The following is a 25,026-nucleotide window of genomic DNA, read 5'->3' as shown; positions in this document are numbered from 1 at the left end:
TTATAACACATACTTCGGGAAAAAACGGACGGAAACGAAATCGGTTTTATTTTTTTGCGGGAGGCACTCCGCGGAACCACCGCGGCATCGTACCAAGCACACCGCGGAACGGTTTGGGGCGCACTGCGGCATCGTACAAAGCGTACCGCGGAACGGTTCGGGGCGCGCTCTTTGCACGGCGCGGAAAATCCGCTATACTGACCGCATGAACAATCACGCTATGTCGCGCCTGCAGGAAGCAGGCTTACGGAACGGACCGCTGTGTGTGGGACTGGACACGGATCCGTCTTATCTGCCGAATTCGGTGCTCACCGCGTTCGATTCGCCCGCGCAGGCAGTGCTCGCGTACAATAAAGCCATCGTTTCCCGGATCGCCGAAGGCAGCGCGTCGGGAGGACTGGCTGCGTGCTGTAAAGTACAGATCGCCTATTACGAGGCGATGGGGCTCGCCGGCCTCGCGTCGTACGCGGAAACGCTTAAAGCCGTCCGCCGCGCGGGAATGCCGGTTATCGCCGACGTAAAACGGGGCGACATAGCCGACACCGCGCGCGCCTACGCCCGCGCGCATTTTTCCGGCGATTTTGAAGCCGATATCATCACGGTGAATCCGTACATGGGATTTGACACGCTCGTTTCCTTTACGGATTTTGCCCGTCCGGAAAACGGCGCCAAAGGAATTTTCGTCCTGCTGCGCACGTCGAATCCCGGTATGACCGATATAGAAAAACTGCCGCTTGCTGCGGCACACGGCATCCCCGCCGGCAGCACGGTGCTCGACCGGGTCGGCGCGGAATTAGCGTCTATCGGACGCGCTTTTTCCGAGGTATACCCGGACGCACGCTGTTCGCCGGTGGGCGCCGTTGTCGGCTGCACGGAAGAATCCGACGCGCGATCTCTGCGCGATGCGTATCCCGACGTATACTTTCTGATTCCCGGCTACGGCGCGCAAGGCGGCGCGGCGCGGGCAGCGGCGACGCTGCTCAACAAAGCCGGCGGAACGGTCAACTCGTCGCGCGGCATTCTTACCGCGTGGAAAAAATCCGAAGCGCTCGCAGCGAAACGCGACGCCGGTACGCTCACGCTCAACGATATAGCCGACGCGGCGGCGGAAGCGGCGGCGGCGGCAAAAACGGATCTGTGCAACGCGCAGAAACTGCTGCGCGGTTAAAGGAAGCACGATGGCCTGTTCAGAATCGCATCCCGTATACACGCACGCGGCGGTAACCGCGGCGTCAAACGTCGCAAGCGGCGTCCGTAAACTGACCGTGTCGTATTCGGTTCCCGACGGCGTTTCACCGATACGCCCCGGGCAGTTTTTCATGCTTAAAGCCGAACCGTCCGGCACGCTGCTGTGCCGTCCTATCAGCGTCTATCACGCGGAAACCGTTACTCCGGACACCGCCGCCGTTGAATTCCTGATTTTGAAAAAAGGAACCGGTACCGGCGAATTATGCACGCTTGAAGCGGGCGGCGCGGTTACGCTCATCGGCCCCGTCGGCAATTCGTTTCCGCAGCCGGAACGCGGTCCCGTATGTATCGTCGGCGGCGGAATCGGCGTCGCGCCGGTAGCCGGATTTGCCGAATCGCTCGAAAAGGAAACGTACGACTTTTACGCCTGTTTCAAAACCGGTTCGTACGGACTTGAAAGAATCAGCGCGCGCACGCTCACCGTAACCACCGACGACGGTTCCCGCGGCGTTAAAGGAATGCTTCCGGCCGTTTTAACGGTGCGGACCCTGCGGGAAAAAAACTACGGCGCCGTGTACGCCTGCGGGCCGGAACCGATGCTCGCTTACGTCCGCGATATCTGCGCCGAAGCGGACGTTCCGTGTTATTTGAGTATGGAAGCCCGCATGGCGTGCGGAATGGGTGCGTGTTTGGGCTGCACGATCGCGACGACCGAAGGCAACAAACGCTGCTGCGCAGACGGCCCGGTCTTTCCGGGAAGCATCGTACGGTTTCCGCTGCCGCAGGAAGCAACGCGGCGCGGCAGCTGCACCGACGGCGCGGAACCGGATCTGTCGGTAACGATCGCGGGAGTCCGTTTTGCGAATCCGGTCATCGCCGCCTCCGGCACGTTCGGATACGGCGGCGAATACGGAGAACTTGCGGACGTGCAGTCGCTCGGCGGCATCTGTTCAAAAGGATTGACGCTTGAAGGCCGTCCCGGCAATTCCGGCGTCAGGCTGCACGAGACGCCGGCGGGCGTCATCAACTCGATCGGCCTTGAAAATCCCGGCATTCCGCATTTTATCGCGCACGAACTGCCGCAAATGCTGGCCCTCAAACCCGTCGCAATCGCCAATTTATCCGGTTCGTCGATCGAAACTTACGTCAAAGGCGCGCAGCTGCTTGCCGGCACGGACGTACCGATGATCGAACTCAACATTTCGTGTCCGAACGTAAAAGCCGGCGGCATGGCGTTCGGTCTCGACCCGTGCAGTGCGGCGGACGTAACCGCCGCCGTGCGCAAAGCTGCGCCGCGCACACCGCTTATCGTCAAATTGTCACCCAACGCGCCCGACGTCGTCGCCGTAGCGCACGCCGTGCGCACGGCGGGTGCAGACGCAATCAGCCTGATCAATACGGTACAGGCGATTGCCATCGACATAGAAAAGGCCCGCCCGGTCTTCGCGAACGTCAGGGCTGGACTTTCAGGTCCCGCGGTAAAACCGCTCGCGCTCCGCCTTGTATACGATCTGGTTCAGTCAATGAACCGCCTTCCGCAGCGGGAACGTATTCCGGTAATAGGTTTGGGAGGAATCGCAACGTGGCAGGATGCGGTGGAATTCATCATGGCGGGCGCAAGTGCCGTTCAAGTGGGAACGGCGACTTTTGCAGATCCGCTGTGTATGAAGCATATAATTGAAGGAATCGGAAATTTTATGCGCCGCAAAGGATACCGTTCGCTGGACGAACTGCGCGGCGCGGCTCAAACGGAATGACGCCGTTTTAAGCGCATGGAACGCCACGGAACGGCGGAAAAGCGGCGTGCTTTCCAGACGTTCCAGCCGGCGCGGATCAGACGATAACGACGCTGTTGTCCGTATTTGAAAAGGGTGCCGGTACGTATTTATCCGCCGCCCAGTCGTTTTCCCACCGTTTACCGTCGAGCAGATAGCGGAACTGATATTCGCAGCCCGTTTCCAGCGGAACGGTTACGGAAAAACTGCCGTCTTTCTGCTTTTTCATGGGAGTATCCACACTGCTCCAGCTATTGAAATCACCTGCGAGCCAAACGCGTTCCGCACCGGCGGCAGCTTCAGCCGAAAGTTCGAATTTAACCTTGCAAATTTTCTGAGTCTTCATATACGTTTTATACAAAGCCATATTACGCCTCCTCAATACGGATATCAATCACGGTTTTGAATTCAGTATACTATATTTTAAATATGTGGTATAGTATTTTTCTGGAATACCGGAAAATTATTATTTAAAAGAACATCGGGATACGGCGCAGCTGCCGTAACGGGCAGGCAGCCCGCATCAGCCGCATTTTAACGCGGCAGTTCCCGCAACACGACAATTTTAGAGGGGATTTTATGACTCGGAACTCATACTTTTTTACTTCTGAATCCGTCGGGGAAGGACACCCCGATAAATTATGCGATCAGATTTCGGACGCAGTGCTCGACGCCTGCCTGCAGGACGATCCGGACAGCCACGTGGCTTGCGAAACGTTCGCTTCCACCGCGCTGGTGCTTATCGGCGGTGAAATCACGACCCGAACGTTCGTCGACGTACAGGAAGTTGCCCGCAAAATTGCGGCTGAAATCGGATACACCGATTCCGCTTACGGACTCGACTGCAATTCTATGGCCGTTCTCAACATGATTCACGCCCAGTCGCCCGATATCAATCAGGGCGTCGCCGGAAACGGACTTGCGGAATTCAAGGGATTACAGGGAGCCGGCGATCAAGGGATGATGTTCGGATTCGCCTGCACGGAAACGCCGGAACTGATGCCCGCACCCATTACGTACGCGCACTCGCTGCTGCGCAAAGCGACGGCATTGCGCAAAGGCGGCGTGCTGCCGTGGCTCCGCCCCGACGCAAAAAGTCAAGTTACGATCGAGTACGACGGACACAAACCCGTCCGCATCGATACGGTCGTCATTTCGCACCAGCACGATCCGGAAATCGCGTATGAAACCATAAAAGAAAGTCTTATAGAAGAAATCATCAAACCGGTTCTTGAACCGACGGGGCTGATCGATGCGAAAACGAAATTTTTCATCAATCCGACCGGACGTTTCGTTATCGGCGGACCGTTCGGCGACACCGGACTCACCGGCCGTAAAATTATCGTCGACACGTACGGCGGTATGGGACGGCACGGCGGCGGCTGTTTTTCCGGAAAAGATCCGTCAAAAGTAGACCGGTCGGCGGCGTATATGGCGCGCTACGTTGCAAAAAATATCGTTGCGGCGGGGCTTGCCGAACGTTGTGAAATTCAGCTCGCATACGCGATCGGCGTTCCCTATCCGGTCTCCGTTATGGTCGATACGTTCGGAACGGGCGCCGTTCCCGATCAGATGATTGCCGCCGCGATTCCCGACGTTTTCGACTGTACGCCGGCCGGCATCGTTAAAACGCTCGATTTGAAAAGACCGATATATCGCGAAACGGCGGCGTACGGACACTTCGGCCGCAGCGAGTTCAGCTGGGAAAAAACCGATAAAGCCGACCAGCTCAAAAAAACGGTACGATCGTAACGGAGCAGAAGCGAATGAACGGTTCACACGCAGCGGACAAATCCGCACACGCACGGACACATTCGGAGAAACCTTTCAGGCTGCTTCCGCCGGAACGCATTGAGGAACTCTTCGAGCGTTTTAAGGCGGCGAATCCTGAACCGAAAACGGAACTCGCCGCGCCGAATCCGTACACGCTGCTCGTTTCCGTAGTGCTTTCGGCCCAGGCAACGGACAAAAGCGTCAACAAGGCGACCGCCGCGCTGTATGCGGCAGCCGACACACCGCAAAAAATGCTCGACCTCGGGGAAGAAACGCTCATTTCCTACATAAAATCGATCGGTTTATACCGTTCCAAAGCAAAACATATCATGGAACTGAGCCGCATATTGGCGGCGGAGTACGGCGGCGGCATTCCCCGTACCAGAGAAGAACTGCAAAAACTGCCCGGCGTCGGACGTAAAACGGCGAACGTCATTCTGAACGTCGTTTACGGTGAACCGACGATGCCGGTTGACACGCATCTGCTCAGAATAAGTCCGAGACTCGGCTTGTCGGACGGAACGACGCCCGAAGCCGTAGAAAAAGATTTAGTCGCGCGGATTCCCGCACGATATATGCAGCACGCGCATCATTGGCTCATTCTGCACGGCAGATACGTTTGCACCGCCCGAAATCCGCAGTGTGCCGAATGTCCGGTCGGTGATATCTGTATGCGCAATAACGTTGCGCAGGAGGAATGACATGCTGGACATACTGCGGGAATTTTTTACGCCGGACATACTCAACAAACTGCTGACAACCGCCGTCGGCGTCGGTATTTTTTTTCTCGTATACGTAATCACACAGAAGTTTATCAAAAAAGTTTCCTCAAAAAAACTCAAACCGCGCACCGTTTCCGTTTTGTCCAAAGTCGTTAAATATACGTTTTACGTACTCGTCGTCGTATACGTACTCGGCATCTTCGATATAAAATTTACCGCCCTGTTCGGTGCGGCGGGAATCGCCGGCATTGCCATCGGTTTTGCGGCGCAGACGTCTTTCAGCAACATCATCAGCGGTTTTTTCATACTGACCGAACATTCGCTTAAAATCGGAGATTACATCACCGTCGACAGCGTGTCGGGAACGGTCGACTCGATCGACATGCTCTCCGTCAAAATCAAAACGCCTGACAACCAAATGGTACGCATTCCGAACGAAACCATTCTGAAAACGAATCTGCAAAACACGTCGTTCTATCCGACGAGGAGACTGAACGTGCGCGTTTCGGTTTCATACAAGGAAAACTTGCAGCGCGTATACGACGTGCTCGCGAGCGTCCCGGCAAAATGCCCGCTCGTGCTCACGGATCCTGCACCGATCATATACTACGACGGATTCGGCAATTCGGGAATCGATATCGTTTTGGGCGTGTGGCTTAAAAACGAAAACTTTATCGCTGTAAAAAACCAGACGTATATCGCCGTCAAGGAAACGTTCGACGAAAACGGACTTGAAATCCCGTTTCCGCAGATGGACGTGCACGTGAGTCAATAAAACCAGCAGGATAACGCGGAACGACGGAAGCGGCGGATACGGATACGTTATATCTGCAAGCCGCGCCGAGTTTTTTGAAAATTCATTTTGTATTCGTAGGGATTTTGGCCGAATTTCCGCTTTTCTGCAAGCAATAAATGATTTTGATATATGTTTCACATTTATGACCAGTTTTCACACGCCACTTTATGTATGAAAAATAAAATCTGCACATGATTCCCGAAATAATACGCAGCTTTTCATTTACACAACGGATATAATTTTATATAATAAGGGCAATGTAAAAAAAATACGTTCAGGGAGAGCTTTTCTTTCTGTGATAAGGATAGAAAAAACATGAGTATGTTACGCCAATTAAAAATAACGGCACGCATCGTCGTTTGTTTTACCGTTGTATCCGCGTTCGCGCTTGCACTCGGTATCATTTCCATCTCGACGGCAACGTCGATCCAAAAAAAGTATCAGGAAGCGCATTCGCAGACGATACGGCTCAGCAGTCTGCTACAAGCGCTGCTGATAGATTCGGCGGAACTTCGTCAGGCATATCCGAAAATCGTACTGTCGGTCACCTACGGTGAAGACGTTTCCGAAATGACGAACCGATTGGATACGGCGGCCAGCGACGCGAAACGGAATTTTGACCAATTTGAAACGATTTCAGTAAGCGCTGCGTCGCGAACGCTACTCGATACAGCACGCCAAGCGTTTTCCGCATACATCGAAACCGGAAACACGTGGTGCGAAAAAATAGAAAAAAACGCCGATCGCCGCATCGTTTTCGGCAGCGAATACGCTGCATTGTCCGCCATTGCGACGCAATACAATAAAAGTCTCACCGAATTAAGCACGGCGCTCGACGCCGACATACTTGCCGCCCAGCAGCAACTGACCGCGCTCGTTTCACAAAAAATCCTGTTTACCGTCGTATTGATGGCCGCCGTCGTCGCGTTTTCCGTTGTAATCGGCTACCTGCTTTCACAGTCGATCATTCGGCCGGTTAACACGGTGCATACGGGACTTTCCCTTATGTCGACCGGTAATCTTATCATGAAAGAGCTGTCAGCCAAAGACCGACAGAAAGTTACCGAAGGCAAAGATGCCGTCGCCGGCATGGGAAAAGCATTGAACGTCCTGCTCGAATCGCTCACGGACATTGTCCGCGCGATACACAGCGGCGCAATCAACGTGGCCGGCAACAGCACGCAGATAAGCAAAAACAGTCAAACGCTGAGTACCGGCGCGTCGGAACAGGCCGCCTCAATAGAAGAACTTTCGGCAACGATGGATGAAATGGCCTCGAACGTACGCCAGACCGATATGAATGCTCAGAAAACCGGCGAGATTGCAAAGAAAACGGCGGAAGACGGACGCATATCCGGTGAAGCCGTCAAGCAGACCGTTTCCGCCATGCAGCAGATCGCGGCAAAAATCACGATTATTGAAAGCATCGCGAGCCAGACGAATCTGCTGGCGCTGAACGCAGCCATAGAAGCGGCGCGTGCGGGAGAAGCGGGAAAAGGATTCGCCGTAGTTGCGAGCGAAGTCCGAAAACTCGCCGAACGCAGCCAAACCGCAAGCAAGGAAATCAGCGAACTGTCTCAGCAGAGCGTCGCCGTTGCCGAAAAATCAGGCGAACTCATGGAACAAGTCGTCCCGAACATAGAATCCACCGCGGAACTCGTACAGGAAATCGTCAGCGCGTGCAGCGAGCAGGATAAAGGTATTCAACAGATAAACGCCGCCATTTCACAACTGGACAGCGTCGTTGAAGAAAACGCATCGGAATCCGTCGCGCTCGCCGATATGGCGCAACAGCTTGAATCCCACGCGGCGACGCTGCTGACGACGATCAGACATTTCAAATTTGACCGGGATGCGGATAATTCCGAATCGGAGGTCATCCGGCAACTGCAATCCGATACCGGACTCAATTTTGAAGAACTTTAAGCCGGCCATACGAGGCTTTACAACTCTCCGTCCAGCTCTTCGTCTTCCGGTACCCAAGCGTTGCCGAATTCCGTATCCCGAAACAGCGCCGCAAGTCCGGTAATTTGTTTCAGCCGGAGGATTTCATCGCGATCCATTCCGAGATGCTTTGAAATCCAGGCATCGCTGCGGCCTATGTCATGCAATTCCTTGACGATGTTGCTCATCAGATCCACATCGTGGGAACCGCGTGCTCTGTTGTGCCGAATCGTACTTGCCATACGATGATCAAGCGCTTTATCGATCACTACCACCGGCAATTTTCCTTGCTCACGCTGATAAATGTCACGGTGCTCCATCATAATGCGATAACGATGAAAGCCGTCAACAATAATGTACGTATCGTCCGGCACGGAATAATAGCACACGATAGGCTGCGTGTAGCCGTCTTCTTTTATGCTGTCGTACAGCAGATCCATTTCAGGAGGGGCGACGCTGTTCGGATTATACGTATTCGCCGTTATTTTTTCTATCGGCACTGAAATCACCTGATAAACAGGACTTTTAAATTCCATTACCACTCCTCTAAACCTTTATATTTTTTTCGTATCAGATTTATTTTGTTCTGTTCCTGTCTGCTCAAGCCGAATCCCATAAACCGGCATAAATGATCGTTTTTCAAAATACAATAGCACATCCGTTTCCAAGACGGAATGTCTTTCGTCGAACGGATATCGTCGGTATCGTCGGGAATTTTCTGCAGAAAGACGACCCGCGTCTTTTTGTCCAGCGTATAATTGGAAACGCCGTTTTTATAAATCTTATATCCTTTTTCAAATAATTCTTCGATAGCGGCTTCAGGTAACCCGCCGCCCGTGTAATGCCAGAACTGAATCGACGTTTTGAATTTTTCCATATAACTGTGCCGCAGCCGAACGGGAAGCGTTGACAAAAGAAACTGCGTATACGATTTCCAGGTGTGTCCTTCCGGCAGCGTCAAATTCCGGTAGCCGAGCGCTTTCGTTTTTCCGTAAACGGCGGCAAAGTTGGCTCCGTGCACGCGGCCGACCAATTTCGTCCAGGTCTGCGGTTCCAATATCCGATACAAATTCAGCGAATCTTTTGCATATTCGTTAAACGGCGAGGCAACCCGCATTTGAGACGGTTTAAGTCCCGCTTTATAATACAGATCATACAGCTTGTTGTAAGGATAATCGAATTTATAATACGCGGTCCACACGTCGGAGACGGACCAATCGTACAGCGGCGAAGCCGCCCACACGTCTTTAAATTGTTTGGAAATCCAGCACTGCTCTTTGTATCCGTATCTTTTATTTACAAAGCCGCTGTATCGCTGGAGCGATTCTTCCGCACGTATACCGAGCAGACAGACTGTTTTTTTGTCGCCGTGTATTTTTTTATACCACCGGCCGAACTGCTTGGCCAAATCTTCCTGCAGCATCCGGTACTTATATAGATAAAACGGATTGTTTCCCTGATGAATTACGTACGGTTTATCCGGCAACGGTCTGACCCAAATATCCTTTTTTTTGTCATCCCACGGATACCAGTACATCTGATAACTGCTCACTGCAGTCCGCACCGCCATCGGCAGGCAGACCCAATACGGATCGATTTCGGATAAATACCGTTCAAACACGGATTCAATGTATTCCGTCGTAGCCTGATACTGCGCTTCAAAATCCTGATGGAACACGCCTATTTCAGTGCTCAGATTATGCTTTTTTTTATAATCCATGAGCAAATGCAGCAGCAGGGCACTGTCCTTGCCTCCGCTGAACGCGACGAAGATATTTTCAAACTCTGCAAAAATGAATTGTAACCGTTGCTGAAAAGCTTCGTATACGTTTATACTCTCATATCTGCGCTGCAAGCTCTTTTACTCCCTTCCACTGATAAAATTAGCAGCTGGGGTTAGTATAATCGAATATACACGCTATTACCATAACTAAAAACTTGCAATTTTATTGCGATTTAACAAGATATGAGAGGATCGCTGCACGCTACGGCAAATCGGTAATTTTATAACCGCTGCCCCAGACCGTCAGTATATATTCCGGCTTATCGGGATCCGGTTCGATTTTTTTCCGTAATTTCCGGATAAACGCCATAATATTGCTGTCGGTAAATAATACGCCTTCGCCCCATACGGCGCGGTAAATTTGCTCTTTGCTGAAAACGACGCCTCTATTCCGCGCAAGAAAATAGAGAATATCGAATTCAGTTGGAGTCAAATCGATTTTCACTTTACCGAGCAGCACTTTACGCCTTTTAGGGTAGATGACCAGATTTCTGATACAAAGGGTATCGTCGTTAAAACCATCGAACGCCTGCTCGTTACCGGCGGTACCGAGCAGAACGTTTTCTATTATACCCTCAGACAAATCCCGTATGCCGCACAACAATTCTCCGGCACACACGCATTCCGGTGCTTCCCGTATCAATCGGTCGCACAGCCAATCAATAAATTCCGAATCCAAATAGATCAAACTCATGTTTTTTTTCAATGCAACGCTCTCCCGTAACCATTGTATTATATTATACGGCGACTTGCTCTGGCAGCCGTATAAAAAAATGCACCCCGAAACTGAATCGTATCCAATTTCCGAGGTGCATCTCATAGGCTTAAACAGAATTATCGTTTATATCACAAACTGTCAAACGGTTCCATCGCCGGTTCGATACCTGCAAGTAATTTCGGAATTGAAAGCAAAACCATATCCTGAGACAACGGAATCTTTACTTTAAAATCACACGCTTCAGTCCCGTCAAAGAATTCCACGTGCAGCCGGACGGTTTGCCCCTTTACCGTGAATTTGTCACGGTCGCCTTTCATGAATTCAACGGGCTCACCCTTGTTCACCGTAACTTCCATACCGCGCACGGCCGTAAAGCTGCCGTCTTCGGCAGCTTTGTTGTCAACCAGCAGCGTATGGGTGCGCCCGGTCACGAACATGCAAACCAGCAGCAATACGTACGCGGCGGCGAGCGCCGCTCTGACGGCGGCAGTTTTTTTATTTATCATCATTACGCCTCCGCTCCGGCAGATTCCGCCGCATGGTCAGATCCCGCCGCGCCGTCAGCCGAAGCACCGCGGCTCAAAACCTGACGCGCGCGCTCGGCGTTGCGTTTCGTCCGCCACGCGTGGATAACGAGCGACAGGGCGATAACACCGTATCCGATAAACTGCCGGAAATATTCGCCGATATTTCCGTCTCCGAAAACGTTCTGTCCGGCGCGCGGCACCACGATGTACATAAGGTGCAGCAAAAGCACACCGGCGAAACAGTTGGGAATCGTCGCTTTTGAAACCGTCGCGCCGCCGACCAGAATCGCCGCCGCGGCAAAAAATCCGGTCTGATCGTGCGCGTTGTACGTATTCATGTTTCCCATATTTTGCAGAAAAATGATCTGTCCGAAACACGCCAGCACGGTCGAAATAACGATCGCGAGTATGCGCGTTTTTTCCACCGGAATACCCGCCGTATTCGACACGATTTGATCCTGACCGACCGCGCGCATATCCTGTCCGAGCTTGGTCTTTTTGAACCAAACGATGAACACGCACAATACTCCGATAATCAAATACGCCAGCATCGGAATCTTGATTCCGCCGACGGTAATCATCAGCGAATTGTCGAGCACCTGCCGGACGGGCTCCAAATTCAGCGTATTGCGCACGCCGTATCCGCGTGAAAGCGAAATCGCCTTATTATGCATCGGAATCACCGAACCGAACAGATACAGCACCACGAACTGATAGATTCCGTTAAAAAAGAATCCCAGAATGTAGCTGGTTACCATTTCACGCCCACGGGCGCGATTCAGAATGGAACCGGCAATCCAGCCGAGAAATACGGAAATCGGCAGTCCGATGAGCGCCGCGAACACGATACCTTCTATGCCCGCCAGCTGCCAATCCATCGCGAAAATAAGTCCGATCTGCCCCGCCATGGCGCCCAGCACCATGCCGAAGTTGATCCCCATTCCGGCCATAATCGGCAGAATCAGGGAAAACACCAAAAAAGCGTTGCGCCCGATGCGCGACAAAATCTCGTTGATAATGTACGGCGCCGAAAATCCCGAAAGGGGAATCGAAACGACCGTAAGGATCAAAAAGATGACCGCCACCAGATTATTCGCCAAAAAAGATTTTACGTTGAGCGTCTTTTTCATCTCGTTGCCCCCGATTTGCGGGTCAGAGCATACAGTATCATACCGTTGGACAATACGATACGGATAACTTCCGACATATCCGTCTGCAGAACGCTGTTTATAACCGACGGAGTCATGGTCAGGATTCCCTGAAACAGAACCGTTCCGATTATCACGTTCAAAATGGACGCCTTATTTATCGAAGCGCCGCCGATAAGAATCGCCGCAACGGCGGGAAACGCCATATACAGCGGCGCCGCGTACAGCTGGATAAAACCGAAACTTTGCTGATACACCAGAATTCCCAGCGCGCCGAACACCGTAGACAAGATAATGCTCGTACGGCGCATTTTATTGATGCTGATGCCGCTCGACCGGGCAAAATCCGGATTCGAGCCGACGGCGGTCATCGCCGTTCCCGTTTTGCTTCTGAGAAAAACCCACATGAGAAAACAGCACAGCGCGACGAACAGCACCATACCGGTAGGGAATACGAAATTCTGCCCGATACGGATCGCAAGAAAATTACTCAGCTGCTTTACCCAATAACCGTCCAGCGTAATCGTCGTACGAAGCCCTTTGCCTTCGTAGCCCCACACCATGTTGTTGCTCGTATACGGCAGAACCAGCCACATAATCGACATCAGCATGACCGCCGCAAAGCCGACGTACATGGCGATCGTCATTTCTTCACCTTTGACTCGGTTCAAAAGACCGCTGTACAGCCAGCCGAACAGCACCGCGAACGGCACCGATAAAAGCATCGCGCCGAAAATTCCCGCCCAACCGGTAAAACCGATCTGCATCGCGACAGTCGAGCCGAGCAAGCCGGCGATGACGCCGAGCGAAAGGCCGAAGTTCAGCCCGCAGCCGGACTGAATCATCGGCACCATAGCCAAAACCAGCAGCGCGTTCATACCGAAACGGTTTATGATATCGGAAAGAGAGGCGGACATGCTGACGCCGACGAACGGCGCGGCGATAAAAAGCGACACGAGAAACAGCGTGATAATGATACGCGGCCAGCCGAATTCGGCGAGCTTGGTCTTGCACATAGTAAAAAAATCAGTTCTGTTCATCATACGGCGGCACCTTCACCCTTTACACCGGACATATACAGCGCGAATTCGATCGGCGTGTCTTTCGAAGAAAGTACGCCCGCGATTTTTCCGCCGGAAACGACCGCGATCCGGTCGCAAATGGAACGCAATTCTTCCAATTCACTTGAAATCATTACGATCGTCGTTCCCCGTTCGCGGTTGTATTCGCGCAGTATGTCAAGAACGATTTCCTTTGCACCGACGTCTATACCGCGCGTCGGTTCGGAGACGAACAGTAACTGCGGCTCCAGGCAAAACGCCTTGGCAAGACAGATTTTCTGCTGATTCCCGCCGGAAAGCTCTTTTGCCTTTTGCCGGGTACCGGTACATTTAATGGAAAGCATGTCGATATATTTTTGCGCGAGTTCTTTCATCGCGCCTTCATCGCGTAATTTGACCAATCCGCCGAGAAACGAATGCAGAAAACGGTTCTGCGTCTGCATCGCGGTAAACGCGATGTTCCATTCGAGGCTTTCGTCAAGCAAAAGACCTACGCCGCGCCGGTCTTCCGAAACGAACGCAAGCTTGGCGTCGAGCACCGCGCGCGGGTCGTTCAGCTTGATTTCAGTTCCGTTAAACCGCACGGTTCCGCCGGCGGGATACAATCCCATCACACCGTTCGGAACGCCGAGTTTTCCCTGTCCGGCGAGACCGCCTATACCGAAAATTTCACCTTTGCGAACCGCGAACGAAGCGTCGCACACCGTTTCACCGGGCATGTCGACCCACAAATGTTCAACGGTCAGAATATCGGGCGCATCGATAACGCGCGCTTCGGCCGCATGGGTCTGCGCGACTTCACGTCCCACAAGCGACGCTGCTATATCTTCTATATCGGTTTCCGACGTCGCCACGTCGCGGATCGATTTTCCGTCGCGCAGCGTTACGACGCGATCGCAGATTTCCGTTACTTCGTGCAGCCGGTGCGAAATGAAAATGATCGCGATCCCGGACGCCGCGAGTTTTTTCAGCGAATCGAGCAGAATATCGGCTTCCGATTCGGTCAGAACGGCCGTCGGTTCGTCAAGAACGAGCAGCTGAACTTTTTCGCGGCTGATTTCACGGGCAATCTCCGTAAACTGTTTATGACCGACGGGCATTTCCGCAACTTTCATGTTACTGTCTATCTGAACACCCAGCTTTGAAATCGCATGCTCGGCGCTTTTTTTCATGGCAGGCCGATCCAAGGTACTCATCCGCGGTCCGAAAATACTGACGGCAGGATTCGGTTTCGTAATTTCACGGTTGAGCATGATATTTTCCGTGGTGGTAAATCCGGGGATCAATGAGAATTCCTGATGAACCATTCCTATTCCCGCATCAAGGGCGTCGAACGGTGTCTTGAAGCGTACTTCTTGCCCGTCCATTTTGATACTTCCGCCGTATCCGCCTGTTTCGGCAATGACCGGCATTCCGAACAGAATACTCATCAACGTGGTTTTTCCGGCTCCGTTTTCACCTACCAACCCCAGAATTTCCCCTTTTTTAAGGGAAAAACTGACATCTTCAAGGACAACTGTTCCGGCAAAATCTTTGGTAATATTCTGCAGTTCTAGCAAAGGGTGTTCGTTCGGCATATACTTCCTAAACAATATAAAAATAAGATCGCGCCGAAAACCGCATGTCCAATCGGCGGCGCAGATACAGATAAAGCGTCGGAAAAAAAGCCCGCTCCGAAACCGCAGTACGGCGGCACTCGGAACGGGGCTTTATCCTTCTTACGCGTTATTTGTTGAATTTGATGTTATAATATTTTTCGGGTACTTCAAGCCCGGTAGTGGGCAGATAACCGGTACCCAGAATATAGGTATCCATATAGATCAGCGTGTGATTTTTTGCGCGGACACCGGTGTTCGCGTCGATATAGCTGCCGCCGTTCCATTTTGCACCCGGAGTGAATTCACCCAGAGCTGCATACAAATCGCTCATGCTGCCTTTTTTCGCCGTACCGTCGATGATGCGTTTTGCGTATTCACCCAGACCGGCCGACACGCTGAATCCGTACGAGTACGCCCAGGTTCCAAAACGGCCGGGACCGGCTTTCGCTACGACGACGTCTTCAACTTTCTTCAGGATAGCGGGGAAATTACCGGCTTCAGCCGTCAAATCGATTCCGAATGCTCCCGGATATCCCATCAGCGGCGACGGAAGGTCGGCTTCAACGAACATACCGCCGTACGTCGCAAGCTGTTTCAGAAGCGGTTCGGTGTGCGCGTCGTTCGTACAGAAGAACGCCGTTTCCTTTCCGTATTTCTGTACCCACTGCGGTACTTTTTCAAGAATGAACTGCTGCGCACCGGCAACGCCGACGTCGCTCGTCGGGTCGGGAGCTGTTTCAAACACGAACGTCAGCCCCAAATCCTTACACGCGGCTTCCATAATCTGGCGGCGCAGGCCCAACGATTCATACGACATATGCCGGGGGAATGAAATGTGCACGAACGTTTTCGCACCCATTTGTTTCGCAGCCCAAATAATAGTATATCCGCGGGAAATGAAGTCCGCGTTGATAGCCAGATCCGCGGAAGCCTGAATGACCAGAGGATCTTCGTGCGCTTCACCGGCAAAACACAGGATGTCGCTTCTCTTTTCTTTTACCCGTTTGAACGCTTCGGCCGTACCGGGGACCGCCTGATTAACGACGATCGCTTTCATCAGCGGATCGTCGGCCAGCGCGACGATCTGGGAAATGGTCGTTTCCTGCTGGGACATGAAGTCGTCGGGATACGTAATGTGCTGGATAACACCGCCTTCACTTGCTTTGCCGTATCGTTTAATCAATTCTTCCGCACCGCGCAGATCGTCTTCCGACTGGGAAACCGTACCGGTTACGATACCGATATGATACGCGGAGGAATCAGCTGAGGCGCTTTTTTTCGCATCGTCTTTTTTGGAGCATGATGTGAATATCAACGCTACTGATGCAATAACGGCAATGAGTGTTGCCAATTTTTTCATAAGAGAGCTCCTTCCATAATATAGAATAAAATATGGTTAACCTATATATTTTATCGCCTTTATGTACAATGGTAAAGAGTTGTATTTAAGAATTTAACAAAAAAAAGACAATTACTCGGGCAAAATATCAATAATGCGGCGGCCGGACGTTCGGAATATCGCCCTCCTGATTATCGGAGAGTTCTTTTATTTTATCTTTCATAAGACGGTTTTCAGCCTGCAGCCGGTCTACGGCGGCCCCCTGTTCGACTGCAATATTCTGCAGTTTATTCAAAAAATCTTCCAGATATGCGAGTTTTATTTCCAAAGCGGTACATCTGTCGCCCACGGTTTCTTCTACTATAGATCGTATTTGTTCGGCTGTCATCGGTAATCCTTCATAACTCCGTTTACTGTACCCGATTCTTTGCATTATATCAAGATTCACCTTAAAGCGGAATTTACGCACCGCGGAACGGGCAGTCTGCCGAATACTGCGTAACGGAATATTACATTTTAGATTTTATTTGTTATAATTATAACTGATATACTACATTATAGGAAGGAGATATTGTAGAAATGAAGCAAACGGACCTGGCCCCGCTGAACGAGGTTCACACGGCAGACAAACGCTCCGCCGAGGGAAGAAAAATATACGACCGGATCGTATTCAAAATTTTCGTTCCGCTTTTTTTCATATCAATCTTTATGTTTTCAATCGTAGTGCTGATTCTGAAATTGTCGGAAAATCGCTACAACTCTTTTTTTGAAAAAATCGAAACGCAACTGCTGTACGATAAATTCAGGCAGGAAATGAAAACCGCTACGGAAATCGCCGTTTCGCTCGTTAAGCAGATTTACAAGCGAACCGATATAGATGAAACCGAAAAGCTCGCACTCGCGGCAGAAACCGTGCGGAACATGAAATTCGGCACGGACGGATATTATTACGCGTACCAAAACGGTACGGGTGTCTGTCTGATACACGGATCGGACACGAGTCTTGAAAACACGAACTTATGGGACTTGCAGGATCCGCAGAAAACGCACTATATCATCCGGGAACTGGATGCCGTTGCAGAAAAAGGTACGTTATTTTTGGAATTTTTCTGGACCAAACCGGACGATCCGTACGGAAATGCGTATCCGAAGCTGGGAACGGCGATGCGTGTCGACGGTACCGACATGTGGATCGGTACGGGCTGTTATATCGACAGTATAGAAAATGACAAGCAAAACTTTTACATCAGTTTCAAAAAGGAAACCCGTTTCATTTCTTCTATTTCCGTATTGATATTCTGTATCTGTATCGCGCTTTTATTGCTTAATACCGTCATTTTAATCATGCGCATCAGCAAACCTCTGGAAAAAATCGCCCGCGCGCTGCGGAATATTGCCGAAGGCGACGGTGATTTGCGAAACAGACTGGAAGTTTCGGGAAAGGCCGAAATCGGCGACATCGTACGGTATTTTAACCGCACGATTGAAAAAATAGCTCAATCGCTGCAATCGGTCTCAGCGAGCACGCAAAACATGAACCGAATCGGAGAAACGCTTTCCGTCAATATGACGGAAACGGCAAGCGCGATTCATCAGATCAGCGTGCACAGCGATAACTTAAAGCAGCAGTCGTTAACGCAAGCTGCGAGCGTTACGGAAATGTCCGCAACGATAGAAGAGATTATCCGCACCATAAAACAGCTGAACACCAGCATAGAGTCGCAGGCGGTGAACGTCACTCAGTCTTCGGCGTCGATTGAAGAAATGGTTGCAAACATACAAAACATCACCCAAACGCTTGAAAAAAACGACGGCGTCATTCACACCCTTTCATCCGCAACCGCCGCCGGAAAAGAAACGATTTCAAATTCAAACGGCATTACCAAAAAAATTGCGGAAGAATCGGGCAGCCTGCTGGAGGCGAGCAACGTGATCCAGCATATCGCAAATCAAACCAATTTGCTCGCCATGAACGCAGCGATCGAAGCCGCCCATGCCGGAGAAGCGGGCAAGGGGTTCGCCGTCGTTGCCGATGAAATCAGAAAACTTGCCGAAGAGTCCGCGTTGCAGGGAAAAGCGATTACGTCGACCTTAAATAATCTGAGCGGAGAAATCGAAGCGCTCGCAACGGCTGCCAAAAACGTAGAAGAAAAATTCACCACCATCCACGATCTTTCCGACAAGGCTCAATCGATGAGCATCCAAATTACCGAAGCAATGAAAGAACAGGAGAGCGGCGGCAAAGAAGTGCTCACGGCGATACGGAATATCAACACGGTAACGATAGAAGTAAAAGAAGGTTCCGCCGAAATGCTCAAAGGCGGAGAAGAGGTCGCGGGTGAAATGCGCAGACTGGACGGACTGACCGGCATCGTTACCGACGGCATGAACGAAATAGCGAACGGTATAACGCAAATAAACAACGCCGTGCAAAACGTGAACGGAATCACCCGTCAGAACAAAGAGAGCATAGAAAATCTATTGCTCCAAATAGGTAAATTCAAAATCTGATTTGCATTTACAGCGGATTCCTGTTCTCCATATCGCCGCATTGGCGATATGGAGAACCGGGAACGTGCCGCCCGGAAACCGGGTTTTTGCCCGGCACGTCGGCACGCTCCATTTTACGTTACTCTTTATACAGACTGCGCGCGGTGTATTTCGTGTGCAGCAAGTGATGCGATTTTTCACTGCACGGTTTTCCCAAGAAACGGTCGTACAACTTGACGATCTCCGGATTTTTATGGCTGACGCGAACCGCGCAATCATCGTCGTCGCGGTATAAGGCCGCAGCGCGCTTTGAACGAACTTCATCGGTGGCACCGTACGGCTGTCCGCCGCCGGCAACGCAGCCGCCGCGGCACGCCATTACTTCAATAAAATGGTACGGCGGTTCTTTTCCCGCGGCGAGCGCTTCACGCACCTGCTGTACGACTTTATCGACGTTACCCATCTGATGCACGACGGCGACGCGGATCTTCGTTCCGTCCAGATCGATCTCGGAAGCTTTTACCGCTTCAAGACCGCGAACCGGCGTTAAATTGATATTACCGAGTTCTTTTTTAGTTACCAACGCGTACGCCGTACGCACGGCCGCTTCCATAACGCCGCCGGTAGCCCCGAAAATCGTTCCCGCACCGGAATACGGTCCGAGCGGATTATCCGCCGCGGATTCTTCCAGATTGACAAAATCGATACCGGCCTGCCGGATCAGCATCGCAAGTTCGCGCGTCGTCAGCACCAGGTCTACGTCGCTCGCACCGGACGATTTCATGTCGTCATTGCGGCGCGCTTCGTACGCCTTCGCCGTACACGGCATAATCGAAACGGAAAATATCTGCTCCGGTTTCAAACCGGCCTGTTCCGCCCAATACGTTTTAGTCACCGCGCCCTGCATCTGCTGCGGACTTTTTGCCGTCGACAGATGCGGCAGCATATCGTGATAGTGTTTTTCGGCGTAATCGACCCAGCCGGGGCAGCAGCTGGTAAACATCGGCAGCGCGCCGCCTTTCGTCAATCGTTCGACCAGTTCCGTACCTTCTTCCATAATGGTGAGGTCGGCGGCAAAGTTCGTATCGAACACGTACTTGAATCCCATCATCCGAAGCGCCGTGTAAATTTTCTGCGTCGTAATAGTGCCGACCGGCAAATCGAATTCTTCGCCGAGGGCGGCGCGCACCGACGGCGCTATCTGCACGGCGGACGTAAGCGTTTCATCCGCAAGCTTGTTCCACAACTCCTGCAGCGGATTATGCGTCGTAATCGCGCCGACCGGACAATGCGCCGCGCACTGTCCGCATTTGATACACGGACTGTCTGCGAGTTTTGCCCCGGCGACGGGCCCGATAACGGTTTTGTCTCCGCGGCCCGAATATTCGAGCGCCCAAGCGTTCTGCATAATCTGGCAGGCTTCCACGCAGCGTCCGCAGTTGATGCACTTATCGCGATCGAGGACGATTTCCTCATACGAATCGTCGACCGGCTGTTCTTTCAGAATTTTGCGGAACCGCGTGTCGCGCAGACCGAACTCGGCGGCGAGCGTCTGCAGTTCACACTGCCCGCTGCGCGAACACTGCAGACAGTCGGACGGATGATTCGACAGAATCAGTTCAAGCACGGTACGCCGCGCTTTGGTTATTTCAGGATCGTGCGTTATGAGTTTCATGCCGTTCGTCGCCGCCGTACAGCAGGCACGCAGCATCTTCGCCGTTCCCGCCAATCTCACGATACAGATTCCGCACGAAGCCCAAGCGGGAAGATCGGGATTATAGCAAAGCGTCGGAATTTTAACACCGATTTTTTTTGCGGCGGCAAGAATCGTCGTACCTTCGGCAACCTGTACGTCTTTGCCGTTAATATTTATCGTTACCATAACTTACTCCTATTTCTTTACGATCGCGTTGAACTTACAGGTAGTCTCGCACGCACCGCATTTGAGACACTTCGACTGTTCAATCGTATGACGCATTTTCTTTTCACCGGTAATACAGTTCGCCGGGCACTGACGCGCGCACGCACCGCAGCCGATACATTTTTCGGTAATGAAAAAACTGATGAGTTTTTTGCATTTGCCGGCGGCGCATTTTTTATTCCGGATATGATCGATGTATTCCTGCTCGAATTTTCTGATAGTCGACAGCGTCGGATTCGGCGCGGACTGACCGAGCGCGCACAACGAAGACGTTTTCATAGCCTGTCCGATGTCCTTCAGTTTTTGCAGATCGTCCATTTCGCCGTTTCCGCGCGAAATTTTTTCCAGAATCGTGTACATCTGCCGCGTACCGATACGGCACGGCGAACATTTTCCGCAGCTTTCGTCGACGCAGAATTCCATGTAGAATTTGGCGACGTCGACCACGCAGTCGTCTTCGTCCATGACGATCATACCGCCGGATCCCATCATCGAACCGAGTTTTATGAGCGCGCCGAAGTCGATCGGCGTATCCAGATGTTCTTCCGTAATGATACCGCCGGAAGGACCGCCGGTCTGTACGCCTTTGAATTTCTTGCCGTTTTTGATGCCGCCGCCGATCTCGAAAATGATTTCACGCAGCGTCGTTCCCATCGGAACCTCGACCAAACCGGAGTTGTTCACCTTGCCGGTCAGCGCGAACACTTTGGTGCCTTTGGAATCGTCCGTACCGATCTTGTTGAACCAGTCGGCGCCTTTGGTCAGGATAACGGGAATGTTCGCCCAAGTCTCGACGTTGTTGATAACCGTCGGCTTGCCCCACAAGCCGCACTGCGCCGGAAACGGCGGTTTCGGCGTCGGCATACCGCGCTGACCTTCGATCGAGCGCAAAAGCGCGGTCTCTTCACCGCAGACGAACGCGCCCGCACCCAAACGGATCTCGATGTCGAAATCGAAGCCGGAACCCAGGATGTTTTTGCCGAGCAGCCCGTTTTCATGCGCCTGTGCCATCGCGATACGCAGACGGTCGATCGCCAGCGGATATTCGGCGCGGATATACACGAAACCTTGATGGGCGCCGATCGCCTTTCCGCAGATGATCATGGCTTCGATAATCGAATGCGGATCGCCTTCAATAGTGGAACGGTCCATGTACGCGCCCGGATCGCCTTCGTCCGCGTTGCAGACGACGTATTTTACGTCGCCGCTCGCCTTCATTCCGGCTTCCCACTTCAGTCCGGTCGGAAATCCCGCGCCGCCGCGTCCGCGCAGCCCGGATTTCTTGATTTCGTCCACAATCTGTTCCGGCGTCAGCTCGAACAGCGCTTTTTCAAGCGCGAGATAACCGTCGCGGGCAATGTATTCGTTGATATTTTCGGGATTTATGACGCCGCAGTTACGCAACACGATGCGCAGCTGTTTTTGATAAAACTGAATGTCTTCAACGGCTTCAAGGCTCTTTTTTTCTTTATTATACAAAAGGCGGGTAACCTCGCGCCCTTTTACCACCTGTTCGGCGATGATGTCTTTCGCGTCTTCCGGTTTTACTTCGACGTAAAACGAATCTTCCGGCAGCACTTTTACGATCGGACCTTTTTCACAAAAGCCGAAGCAGCCCGTTTTTACGATCTGTACTTTATCGGCAACGTTGTAATTTTTTGCCTCTTCGTGCAGATTCCTGAAAATATCATCCGCACTGCTGGACTCGCAACCGGTCCCGCCGCATACCAGAATATAATGAGTGAATGCCATATTGTTCTCCTACCGCCGGTTAATTTTTTACGATATCTGCCGAAGGACGATCCAAAATCAGTTTGTCCAGCAGTTTTTTATCGATAAGGTGCGTCTGTACGATCTGTTTCGCAACTTCCGGCGTTACGTTGCCGTAAATGACGGCGGGCATATCCGGCGCGATGACTTCAACCGTCGGTTCGTTCGCGCACATTCCCATACAGCCGGTCTGACGGATGATAACGCTGCCGGCCATTCCTTTTGCATCGAGTTCTTTAATAAAAGCTTCGAGCGTCGGTTTGGCTCCCGCAGCGATTCCGCACGTTCCCATGCCGACGATGATCTGAAAGGTTTTGCCTTCCGAATCCCGTTTATCAAGTTCAGTTTTCATCTGACCGCGCAGTTTGCGCAGTTCGTCAAGCGACATCTTAGCCATTCAAGTCTCCTCATGTTCCGATTCCAAATCACGTTCCTGCGATAAAAGAAAATCTCCCAGAAGCGCCAGTGAAGCGGCAGTCTGCAATTCCCCCAGCGCGCCGAGCAAATCGGAGCGGCTGATCCGGTATTCAAACCGGCCGGCAGGAACCGTTTCGGAGCGGTTCCGTTTTCTGATAATTTCAATTTCGCAGCGTTCCGAACGGGCACACATATCGGGCATCATCAGAATCTGTCTGAAAAGCCCCGTTACGTCTCCGATAGGCGGCGTATCGATATTTTTCAGATCGAATTTTCCGTACACGGTCGTTCCCTCTCCCTCCCGGGAGGTGATGTTCCACTCTCCGCCCGTTTCGGCGGCGGTTTGGATCAAAAACGGGATGCCGAGTCCGATTTTTCTGCCCGGATGTTTCGTTCCGTCCGTATAAAACGGATCTTTGACACGTTCGAGCGTTTCCGCACTCATGCCTTTTCCGTTATCGCGGATATAAAACGCTATATCCGATTCCGTCTCTATAAATTCGACAGTTACCCGACCGGCGTCCGCCTCCACGGCGTTTTGTGCCAAATCGGCTATCATGTCGCACAAGGTGTAATGCACCGGTTACGCGTTCCTGTATTTGTCAAGGATTCCGGCGATCTGATTTTTTGTCAGTTTGCCGTACACGTCTCCGTTTACCGAAAGAACGGGTGCAAGACCGCAGCAGCCGATACACCGCACCGGCTCAACCGAAAACAGGCCGTCTTCCGTAGAAATATCTTCGGCCTTCAAGCCGAGAATAGAACGGGCTTCGTCTATCAGATCCTGTCCGCCCTTCAAGTAGCACGCCGTTCCCAAACACACGCTGACTTTGTTCTTGCCCGGTTTCTGCGTTTTGAAGAAGTGATAAAACGTCATAACGCCGTACACACGGGCAAGAGGAGAATTTGTCCGTTCCGCGACGGCTTGCGCCGCCTCCTTGGAAATAAAGCCTTGTTCCTCCTGAACTTTGTGCAGAATCATAATCAGATTCCCCGGCTTTACTTTCCACTCATCGATAAATGCATTAAGTTCCGGAGAGAACCCTGCATTTTTATTGTCTGCCATATAGACCCCCACGTCTAAATACTAAAATGTACTGATATAGTATACTTTGGAATTTTAAATTCTGCAAGGAAAGAAAAAAAGAGGAGTCAGTATAAAATGTCAGCAAACAGCAATACTTGCTAACGTATTCTTATATTTAGAACCGTACGCAAAATTCTATTTTTTCCGATTGCGTCAGAAATTCTGCGAGCGGAACGCCGAACCGAACCGTTTTGCCGGCGGAAATTACGGTGGCGTTTTCCGAAGAGGCGAACGCGGCGATAACCGCGCGCGGAACGCTCACGGAAACGTTCAGTACGCCCCGCGCCAGTTCGTCCGCCATCGTTTTTCCGTATACCGCGCCGATGAGATCCGTATATTCTGCGGCGTCCATCCGCTCGCCGGTAAACACCGGCGCGGACAGCAAATCCGCGTAATCGCGCGTTTCAGCCGGCAGCAGCGCAAGCATTTGCTGCAACACGTCGGGCGTCAGAGACACGGTAACCGACGCGGCGTCTTTTCCGGAAGCGGGCGTATACGCGACCGCACCGGGAATTTGCGGCAGCAGCGCCGCGACGGACTTTGCCGCGGCCTTAACGGTTACGGCGGAAGCGGACGGAGCAGCGACCGCAACGTCGGTAAATCCGGCCTGTACCAGAGAAGCGCGTATCTGCGGCGCGTCGAACAGCGGAACGCCGGACGGCAGATCACCGAACGAACGAACCGTTTCGGCAATCGAATCGGGAACGTACGCTTCAAACGAGCACGCAACGCCACCGCCGTCGGCAATCGCGACGGACAAAGAAGGGGAACAGGAAACGAACGCGAGCAGCGCCGCGGCAATCAGGACGACGGCACGCGTCGTACGCGCCTGCCGTAACAGTAACGGCTGTCGCTTCCGCAGCGGCGCCGCGGAGGCGCAGGAAATTTCACATACATCATATACGCAATCGCACTTCATATAAATTCCTTATTACACCGTTAAACCGGCAGGCAAAAACATCGTATCCG

At 52.1% G+C, this 25,026-nt stretch carries 23 protein-coding genes; 7 read left to right on the top strand and 16 right to left on the bottom strand.

Translation table 11 applies throughout. The features are described from left to right. The first annotated feature begins 205 nt into the window (after positions 1-205). Together pyrF and TREBR_RS13410 are read left to right on the top strand one after the other, a co-directional pair. The gene (gene pyrF, locus TREBR_RS01735) at positions 206-1,168 is read left to right on the top strand and encodes an orotidine-5'-phosphate decarboxylase (protein WP_013757517.1); all 963 of its coding nucleotides are present in this window, start codon (positions 206-208) and stop codon (positions 1,166-1,168) included. A 10-nt stretch (positions 1,169-1,178) separates the two neighbouring features. Then, positions 1,179-2,945, top strand: coding sequence for a dihydroorotate dehydrogenase (locus tag TREBR_RS13410; protein ID WP_013757516.1), 1,767 nt, complete (start codon positions 1,179-1,181; stop codon positions 2,943-2,945). A 76-nt stretch (positions 2,946-3,021) separates the two neighbouring features. Here the strand turns inward: TREBR_RS13410 and TREBR_RS01725 are convergent, their stop codons facing one another. Further along, on the bottom strand, positions 3,022-3,330 hold the full coding sequence (locus TREBR_RS01725) for an isoamylase early set domain-containing protein (protein WP_013757515.1): 309 nt from the start codon (positions 3,328-3,330) through the stop codon (positions 3,022-3,024). A gap of 212 nt (positions 3,331-3,542) precedes the next feature. On the opposite strand from TREBR_RS01725, the gene metK reads away from it, so the two are divergent. The 4 genes from metK to TREBR_RS13405 all read left to right on the top strand — a co-directional run bounded on the left by metK (position 3,543) and on the right by TREBR_RS13405 (position 8,180). Beyond that, on the top strand, positions 3,543-4,715 hold the full coding sequence (gene metK / locus TREBR_RS01720; protein ID WP_013757514.1) for a methionine adenosyltransferase: 1,173 nt from the start codon (positions 3,543-3,545) through the stop codon (positions 4,713-4,715). 14 nt (positions 4,716-4,729) lie between these two features. Next, positions 4,730-5,437 carry an endonuclease III gene (gene nth / locus TREBR_RS01715; protein WP_013757513.1) on the top strand — a complete coding sequence of 236 codons (708 nt, stop codon included), beginning with the start codon at positions 4,730-4,732 and terminating at the stop codon, positions 5,435-5,437. 1 nt (position 5,438) lies between these two features. Beyond that, complete coding sequence (locus TREBR_RS01710; protein ID WP_013757512.1) at positions 5,439-6,233, top strand: mechanosensitive ion channel family protein; 795 nt, start codon at positions 5,439-5,441, stop codon at positions 6,231-6,233. Between the two features lie 336 nt (positions 6,234-6,569). Then, a complete protein-coding gene (locus tag TREBR_RS13405) occupies positions 6,570-8,180 on the top strand; it encodes a methyl-accepting chemotaxis protein (protein WP_013757511.1) in 1,611 nt (536 codons plus the stop codon). 17 nt (positions 8,181-8,197) lie between these two features. On the opposite strand, the gene TREBR_RS01700 is transcribed toward TREBR_RS13405, so the two are convergent. From TREBR_RS01700 to TREBR_RS01660, 9 genes are all read right to left on the bottom strand, one after another. Beyond that, positions 8,198-8,734: an IbrB-like domain-containing protein gene (locus TREBR_RS01700; RefSeq protein WP_013757510.1), complete on the bottom strand. Its 537-nt coding sequence runs from the start codon at positions 8,732-8,734 to the stop codon at positions 8,198-8,200. Then, complete coding sequence (locus TREBR_RS01695; protein ID WP_013757509.1) at positions 8,734-10,053, bottom strand: phosphoadenosine phosphosulfate reductase; 1,320 nt, start codon at positions 10,051-10,053, stop codon at positions 8,734-8,736. The genes TREBR_RS01700 and TREBR_RS01695 overlap by 1 nt, the downstream gene beginning before the upstream one ends. A gap of 130 nt (positions 10,054-10,183) precedes the next feature. Beyond that, complete coding sequence (locus tag TREBR_RS01690; RefSeq protein WP_041610289.1) at positions 10,184-10,687, bottom strand: winged helix-turn-helix domain-containing protein; 504 nt, start codon at positions 10,685-10,687, stop codon at positions 10,184-10,186. 140 nt (positions 10,688-10,827) lie between these two features. Next, positions 10,828-11,208, bottom strand: a complete 381-nt coding sequence (locus tag TREBR_RS01685) for a DUF6672 family protein (RefSeq protein WP_013757507.1) — start codon at positions 11,206-11,208, stop codon at positions 10,828-10,830. Continuing rightward, positions 11,208-12,356, bottom strand: coding sequence for an ABC transporter permease subunit (locus TREBR_RS01680; RefSeq protein WP_013757506.1), 1,149 nt, complete (start codon positions 12,354-12,356; stop codon positions 11,208-11,210). The genes TREBR_RS01685 and TREBR_RS01680 overlap by 1 nt, the downstream gene beginning before the upstream one ends. Continuing rightward, positions 12,353-13,417 carry an ABC transporter permease subunit gene (locus tag TREBR_RS01675; RefSeq protein ID WP_013757505.1) on the bottom strand — a complete coding sequence of 355 codons (1,065 nt, stop codon included), beginning with the start codon at positions 13,415-13,417 and terminating at the stop codon, positions 12,353-12,355. Before TREBR_RS01675 ends, TREBR_RS01680 begins: the two co-directional genes overlap by 4 nt. Further along, positions 13,414-15,012 carry a sugar ABC transporter ATP-binding protein gene (locus TREBR_RS01670; RefSeq protein WP_013757504.1) on the bottom strand — a complete coding sequence of 533 codons (1,599 nt, stop codon included), beginning with the start codon at positions 15,010-15,012 and terminating at the stop codon, positions 13,414-13,416. Before TREBR_RS01670 ends, TREBR_RS01675 begins: the two co-directional genes overlap by 4 nt. 148 nt (positions 15,013-15,160) lie before the next feature. Continuing rightward, complete coding sequence (locus TREBR_RS01665) at positions 15,161-16,393, bottom strand: DUF3798 domain-containing protein (protein WP_013757503.1); 1,233 nt, start codon at positions 16,391-16,393, stop codon at positions 15,161-15,163. A 127-nt stretch (positions 16,394-16,520) separates the two neighbouring features. Beyond that, the gene (locus TREBR_RS01660; RefSeq protein WP_245523728.1) at positions 16,521-16,721 is read right to left on the bottom strand and encodes a SlyX family protein; all 201 of its coding nucleotides are present in this window, start codon (positions 16,719-16,721) and stop codon (positions 16,521-16,523) included. Positions 16,722-16,951: 230 nt separating this feature from the next. On the opposite strand from TREBR_RS01660, the gene TREBR_RS13400 reads away from it, so the two are divergent. Beyond that, complete coding sequence (locus TREBR_RS13400; RefSeq protein WP_013757501.1) at positions 16,952-18,883, top strand: methyl-accepting chemotaxis protein; 1,932 nt, start codon at positions 16,952-16,954, stop codon at positions 18,881-18,883. A 118-nt stretch (positions 18,884-19,001) separates the two neighbouring features. Here TREBR_RS13400 and TREBR_RS01650 read toward each other — a convergent pair whose 3' ends face one another. The 6 genes from TREBR_RS01650 to TREBR_RS13395 all read right to left on the bottom strand — a co-directional run bounded on the left by TREBR_RS01650 (position 19,002) and on the right by TREBR_RS13395 (position 24,976). Further along, positions 19,002-20,744: an NADH-dependent [FeFe] hydrogenase, group A6 gene (locus TREBR_RS01650; protein WP_013757500.1), complete on the bottom strand. Its 1,743-nt coding sequence runs from the start codon at positions 20,742-20,744 to the stop codon at positions 19,002-19,004. 9 nt (positions 20,745-20,753) lie between these two features. Then, entirely contained in the window at positions 20,754-22,535 is a 1,782-nt protein-coding gene (gene nuoF / locus TREBR_RS01645) for an NADH-quinone oxidoreductase subunit NuoF (protein WP_013757499.1), read from the bottom strand. 19 nt (positions 22,536-22,554) lie between these two features. Beyond that, a complete protein-coding gene (locus TREBR_RS01640) occupies positions 22,555-22,950 on the bottom strand; it encodes a (2Fe-2S) ferredoxin domain-containing protein (protein ID WP_013757498.1) in 396 nt (131 codons plus the stop codon). Continuing rightward, positions 22,951-23,550 (bottom strand): ATP-binding protein, encoded by a 600-nt coding sequence (locus tag TREBR_RS01635; protein ID WP_013757497.1) that lies wholly within the window; start codon positions 23,548-23,550, stop codon positions 22,951-22,953. It abuts the gene before it with no gap. A gap of 3 nt (positions 23,551-23,553) precedes the next feature. Further along, complete coding sequence (locus TREBR_RS01630) at positions 23,554-24,036, bottom strand: NADH-quinone oxidoreductase subunit NuoE family protein (RefSeq protein WP_013757496.1); 483 nt, start codon at positions 24,034-24,036, stop codon at positions 23,554-23,556. A gap of 136 nt (positions 24,037-24,172) precedes the next feature. Beyond that, positions 24,173-24,976 (bottom strand): hypothetical protein, encoded by an 804-nt coding sequence (locus tag TREBR_RS13395; protein WP_013757495.1) that lies wholly within the window; start codon positions 24,974-24,976, stop codon positions 24,173-24,175. Positions 24,977-25,026 lie beyond the last annotated feature (50 nt).

Source organism: Treponema brennaborense DSM 12168, assembly GCF_000212415.1.
GTDB lineage: Bacteria > Spirochaetota > Spirochaetia > Treponematales > Treponemataceae > Treponema_F > Treponema_F brennaborense.
The sequence above is the reverse complement of the archived record's forward strand: the minus strand, read 5'-3'. Positions and strand labels throughout refer to the sequence as shown.

What these genes read in the sequence shown, in the direction of transcription:
- TREBR_RS01650 (WP_013757500.1), bottom strand. Translation starts at nt 20,744, where the DNA reads ATGGTAACGATAAATATTAACGGCAAAGACGTACAGGTTGCCGAAGGT.
- TREBR_RS01640 (WP_013757498.1), bottom strand. Translation starts at nt 22,950, where the DNA reads ATGGCTAAGATGTCGCTTGACGAACTGCGCAAACTGCGCGGTCAGATG.
- TREBR_RS01680 (WP_013757506.1), bottom strand. Translation starts at nt 12,356, where the DNA reads ATGAAAAAGACGCTCAACGTAAAATCTTTTTTGGCGAATAATCTGGTG.
- TREBR_RS01710 (WP_013757512.1), top strand. Translation starts at nt 5,439, where the DNA reads ATGCTGGACATACTGCGGGAATTTTTTACGCCGGACATACTCAACAAA.
- TREBR_RS01630 (WP_013757496.1), bottom strand. Translation starts at nt 24,036, where the DNA reads ATGGCAGACAATAAAAATGCAGGGTTCTCTCCGGAACTTAATGCATTT.
- TREBR_RS01725 (WP_013757515.1), bottom strand. Translation starts at nt 3,330, where the DNA reads ATGGCTTTGTATAAAACGTATATGAAGACTCAGAAAATTTGCAAGGTT.
- TREBR_RS13410 (WP_013757516.1), top strand. Translation starts at nt 1,179, where the DNA reads ATGGCCTGTTCAGAATCGCATCCCGTATACACGCACGCGGCGGTAACC.
- TREBR_RS01685 (WP_013757507.1), bottom strand. Translation starts at nt 11,208, where the DNA reads ATGATGATAAATAAAAAAACTGCCGCCGTCAGAGCGGCGCTCGCCGCC.
- TREBR_RS01675 (WP_013757505.1), bottom strand. Translation starts at nt 13,417, where the DNA reads ATGATGAACAGAACTGATTTTTTTACTATGTGCAAGACCAAGCTCGCC.
- pyrF (WP_013757517.1), top strand. Translation starts at nt 206, where the DNA reads ATGAACAATCACGCTATGTCGCGCCTGCAGGAAGCAGGCTTACGGAAC.
- TREBR_RS01700 (WP_013757510.1), bottom strand. Translation starts at nt 8,734, where the DNA reads ATGGAATTTAAAAGTCCTGTTTATCAGGTGATTTCAGTGCCGATAGAA.
- TREBR_RS13400 (WP_013757501.1), top strand. Translation starts at nt 16,952, where the DNA reads ATGAAGCAAACGGACCTGGCCCCGCTGAACGAGGTTCACACGGCAGAC.
- nuoF (WP_013757499.1), bottom strand. Translation starts at nt 22,535, where the DNA reads ATGGCATTCACTCATTATATTCTGGTATGCGGCGGGACCGGTTGCGAG.
- metK (WP_013757514.1), top strand. Translation starts at nt 3,543, where the DNA reads ATGACTCGGAACTCATACTTTTTTACTTCTGAATCCGTCGGGGAAGGA.
- TREBR_RS01670 (WP_013757504.1), bottom strand. Translation starts at nt 15,012, where the DNA reads ATGCCGAACGAACACCCTTTGCTAGAACTGCAGAATATTACCAAAGAT.
- TREBR_RS13395 (WP_013757495.1), bottom strand. Translation starts at nt 24,976, where the DNA reads ATGAAGTGCGATTGCGTATATGATGTATGTGAAATTTCCTGCGCCTCC.
- nth (WP_013757513.1), top strand. Translation starts at nt 4,730, where the DNA reads ATGAACGGTTCACACGCAGCGGACAAATCCGCACACGCACGGACACAT.
- TREBR_RS13405 (WP_013757511.1), top strand. Translation starts at nt 6,570, where the DNA reads ATGAGTATGTTACGCCAATTAAAAATAACGGCACGCATCGTCGTTTGT.
- TREBR_RS01665 (WP_013757503.1), bottom strand. Translation starts at nt 16,393, where the DNA reads ATGAAAAAATTGGCAACACTCATTGCCGTTATTGCATCAGTAGCGTTG.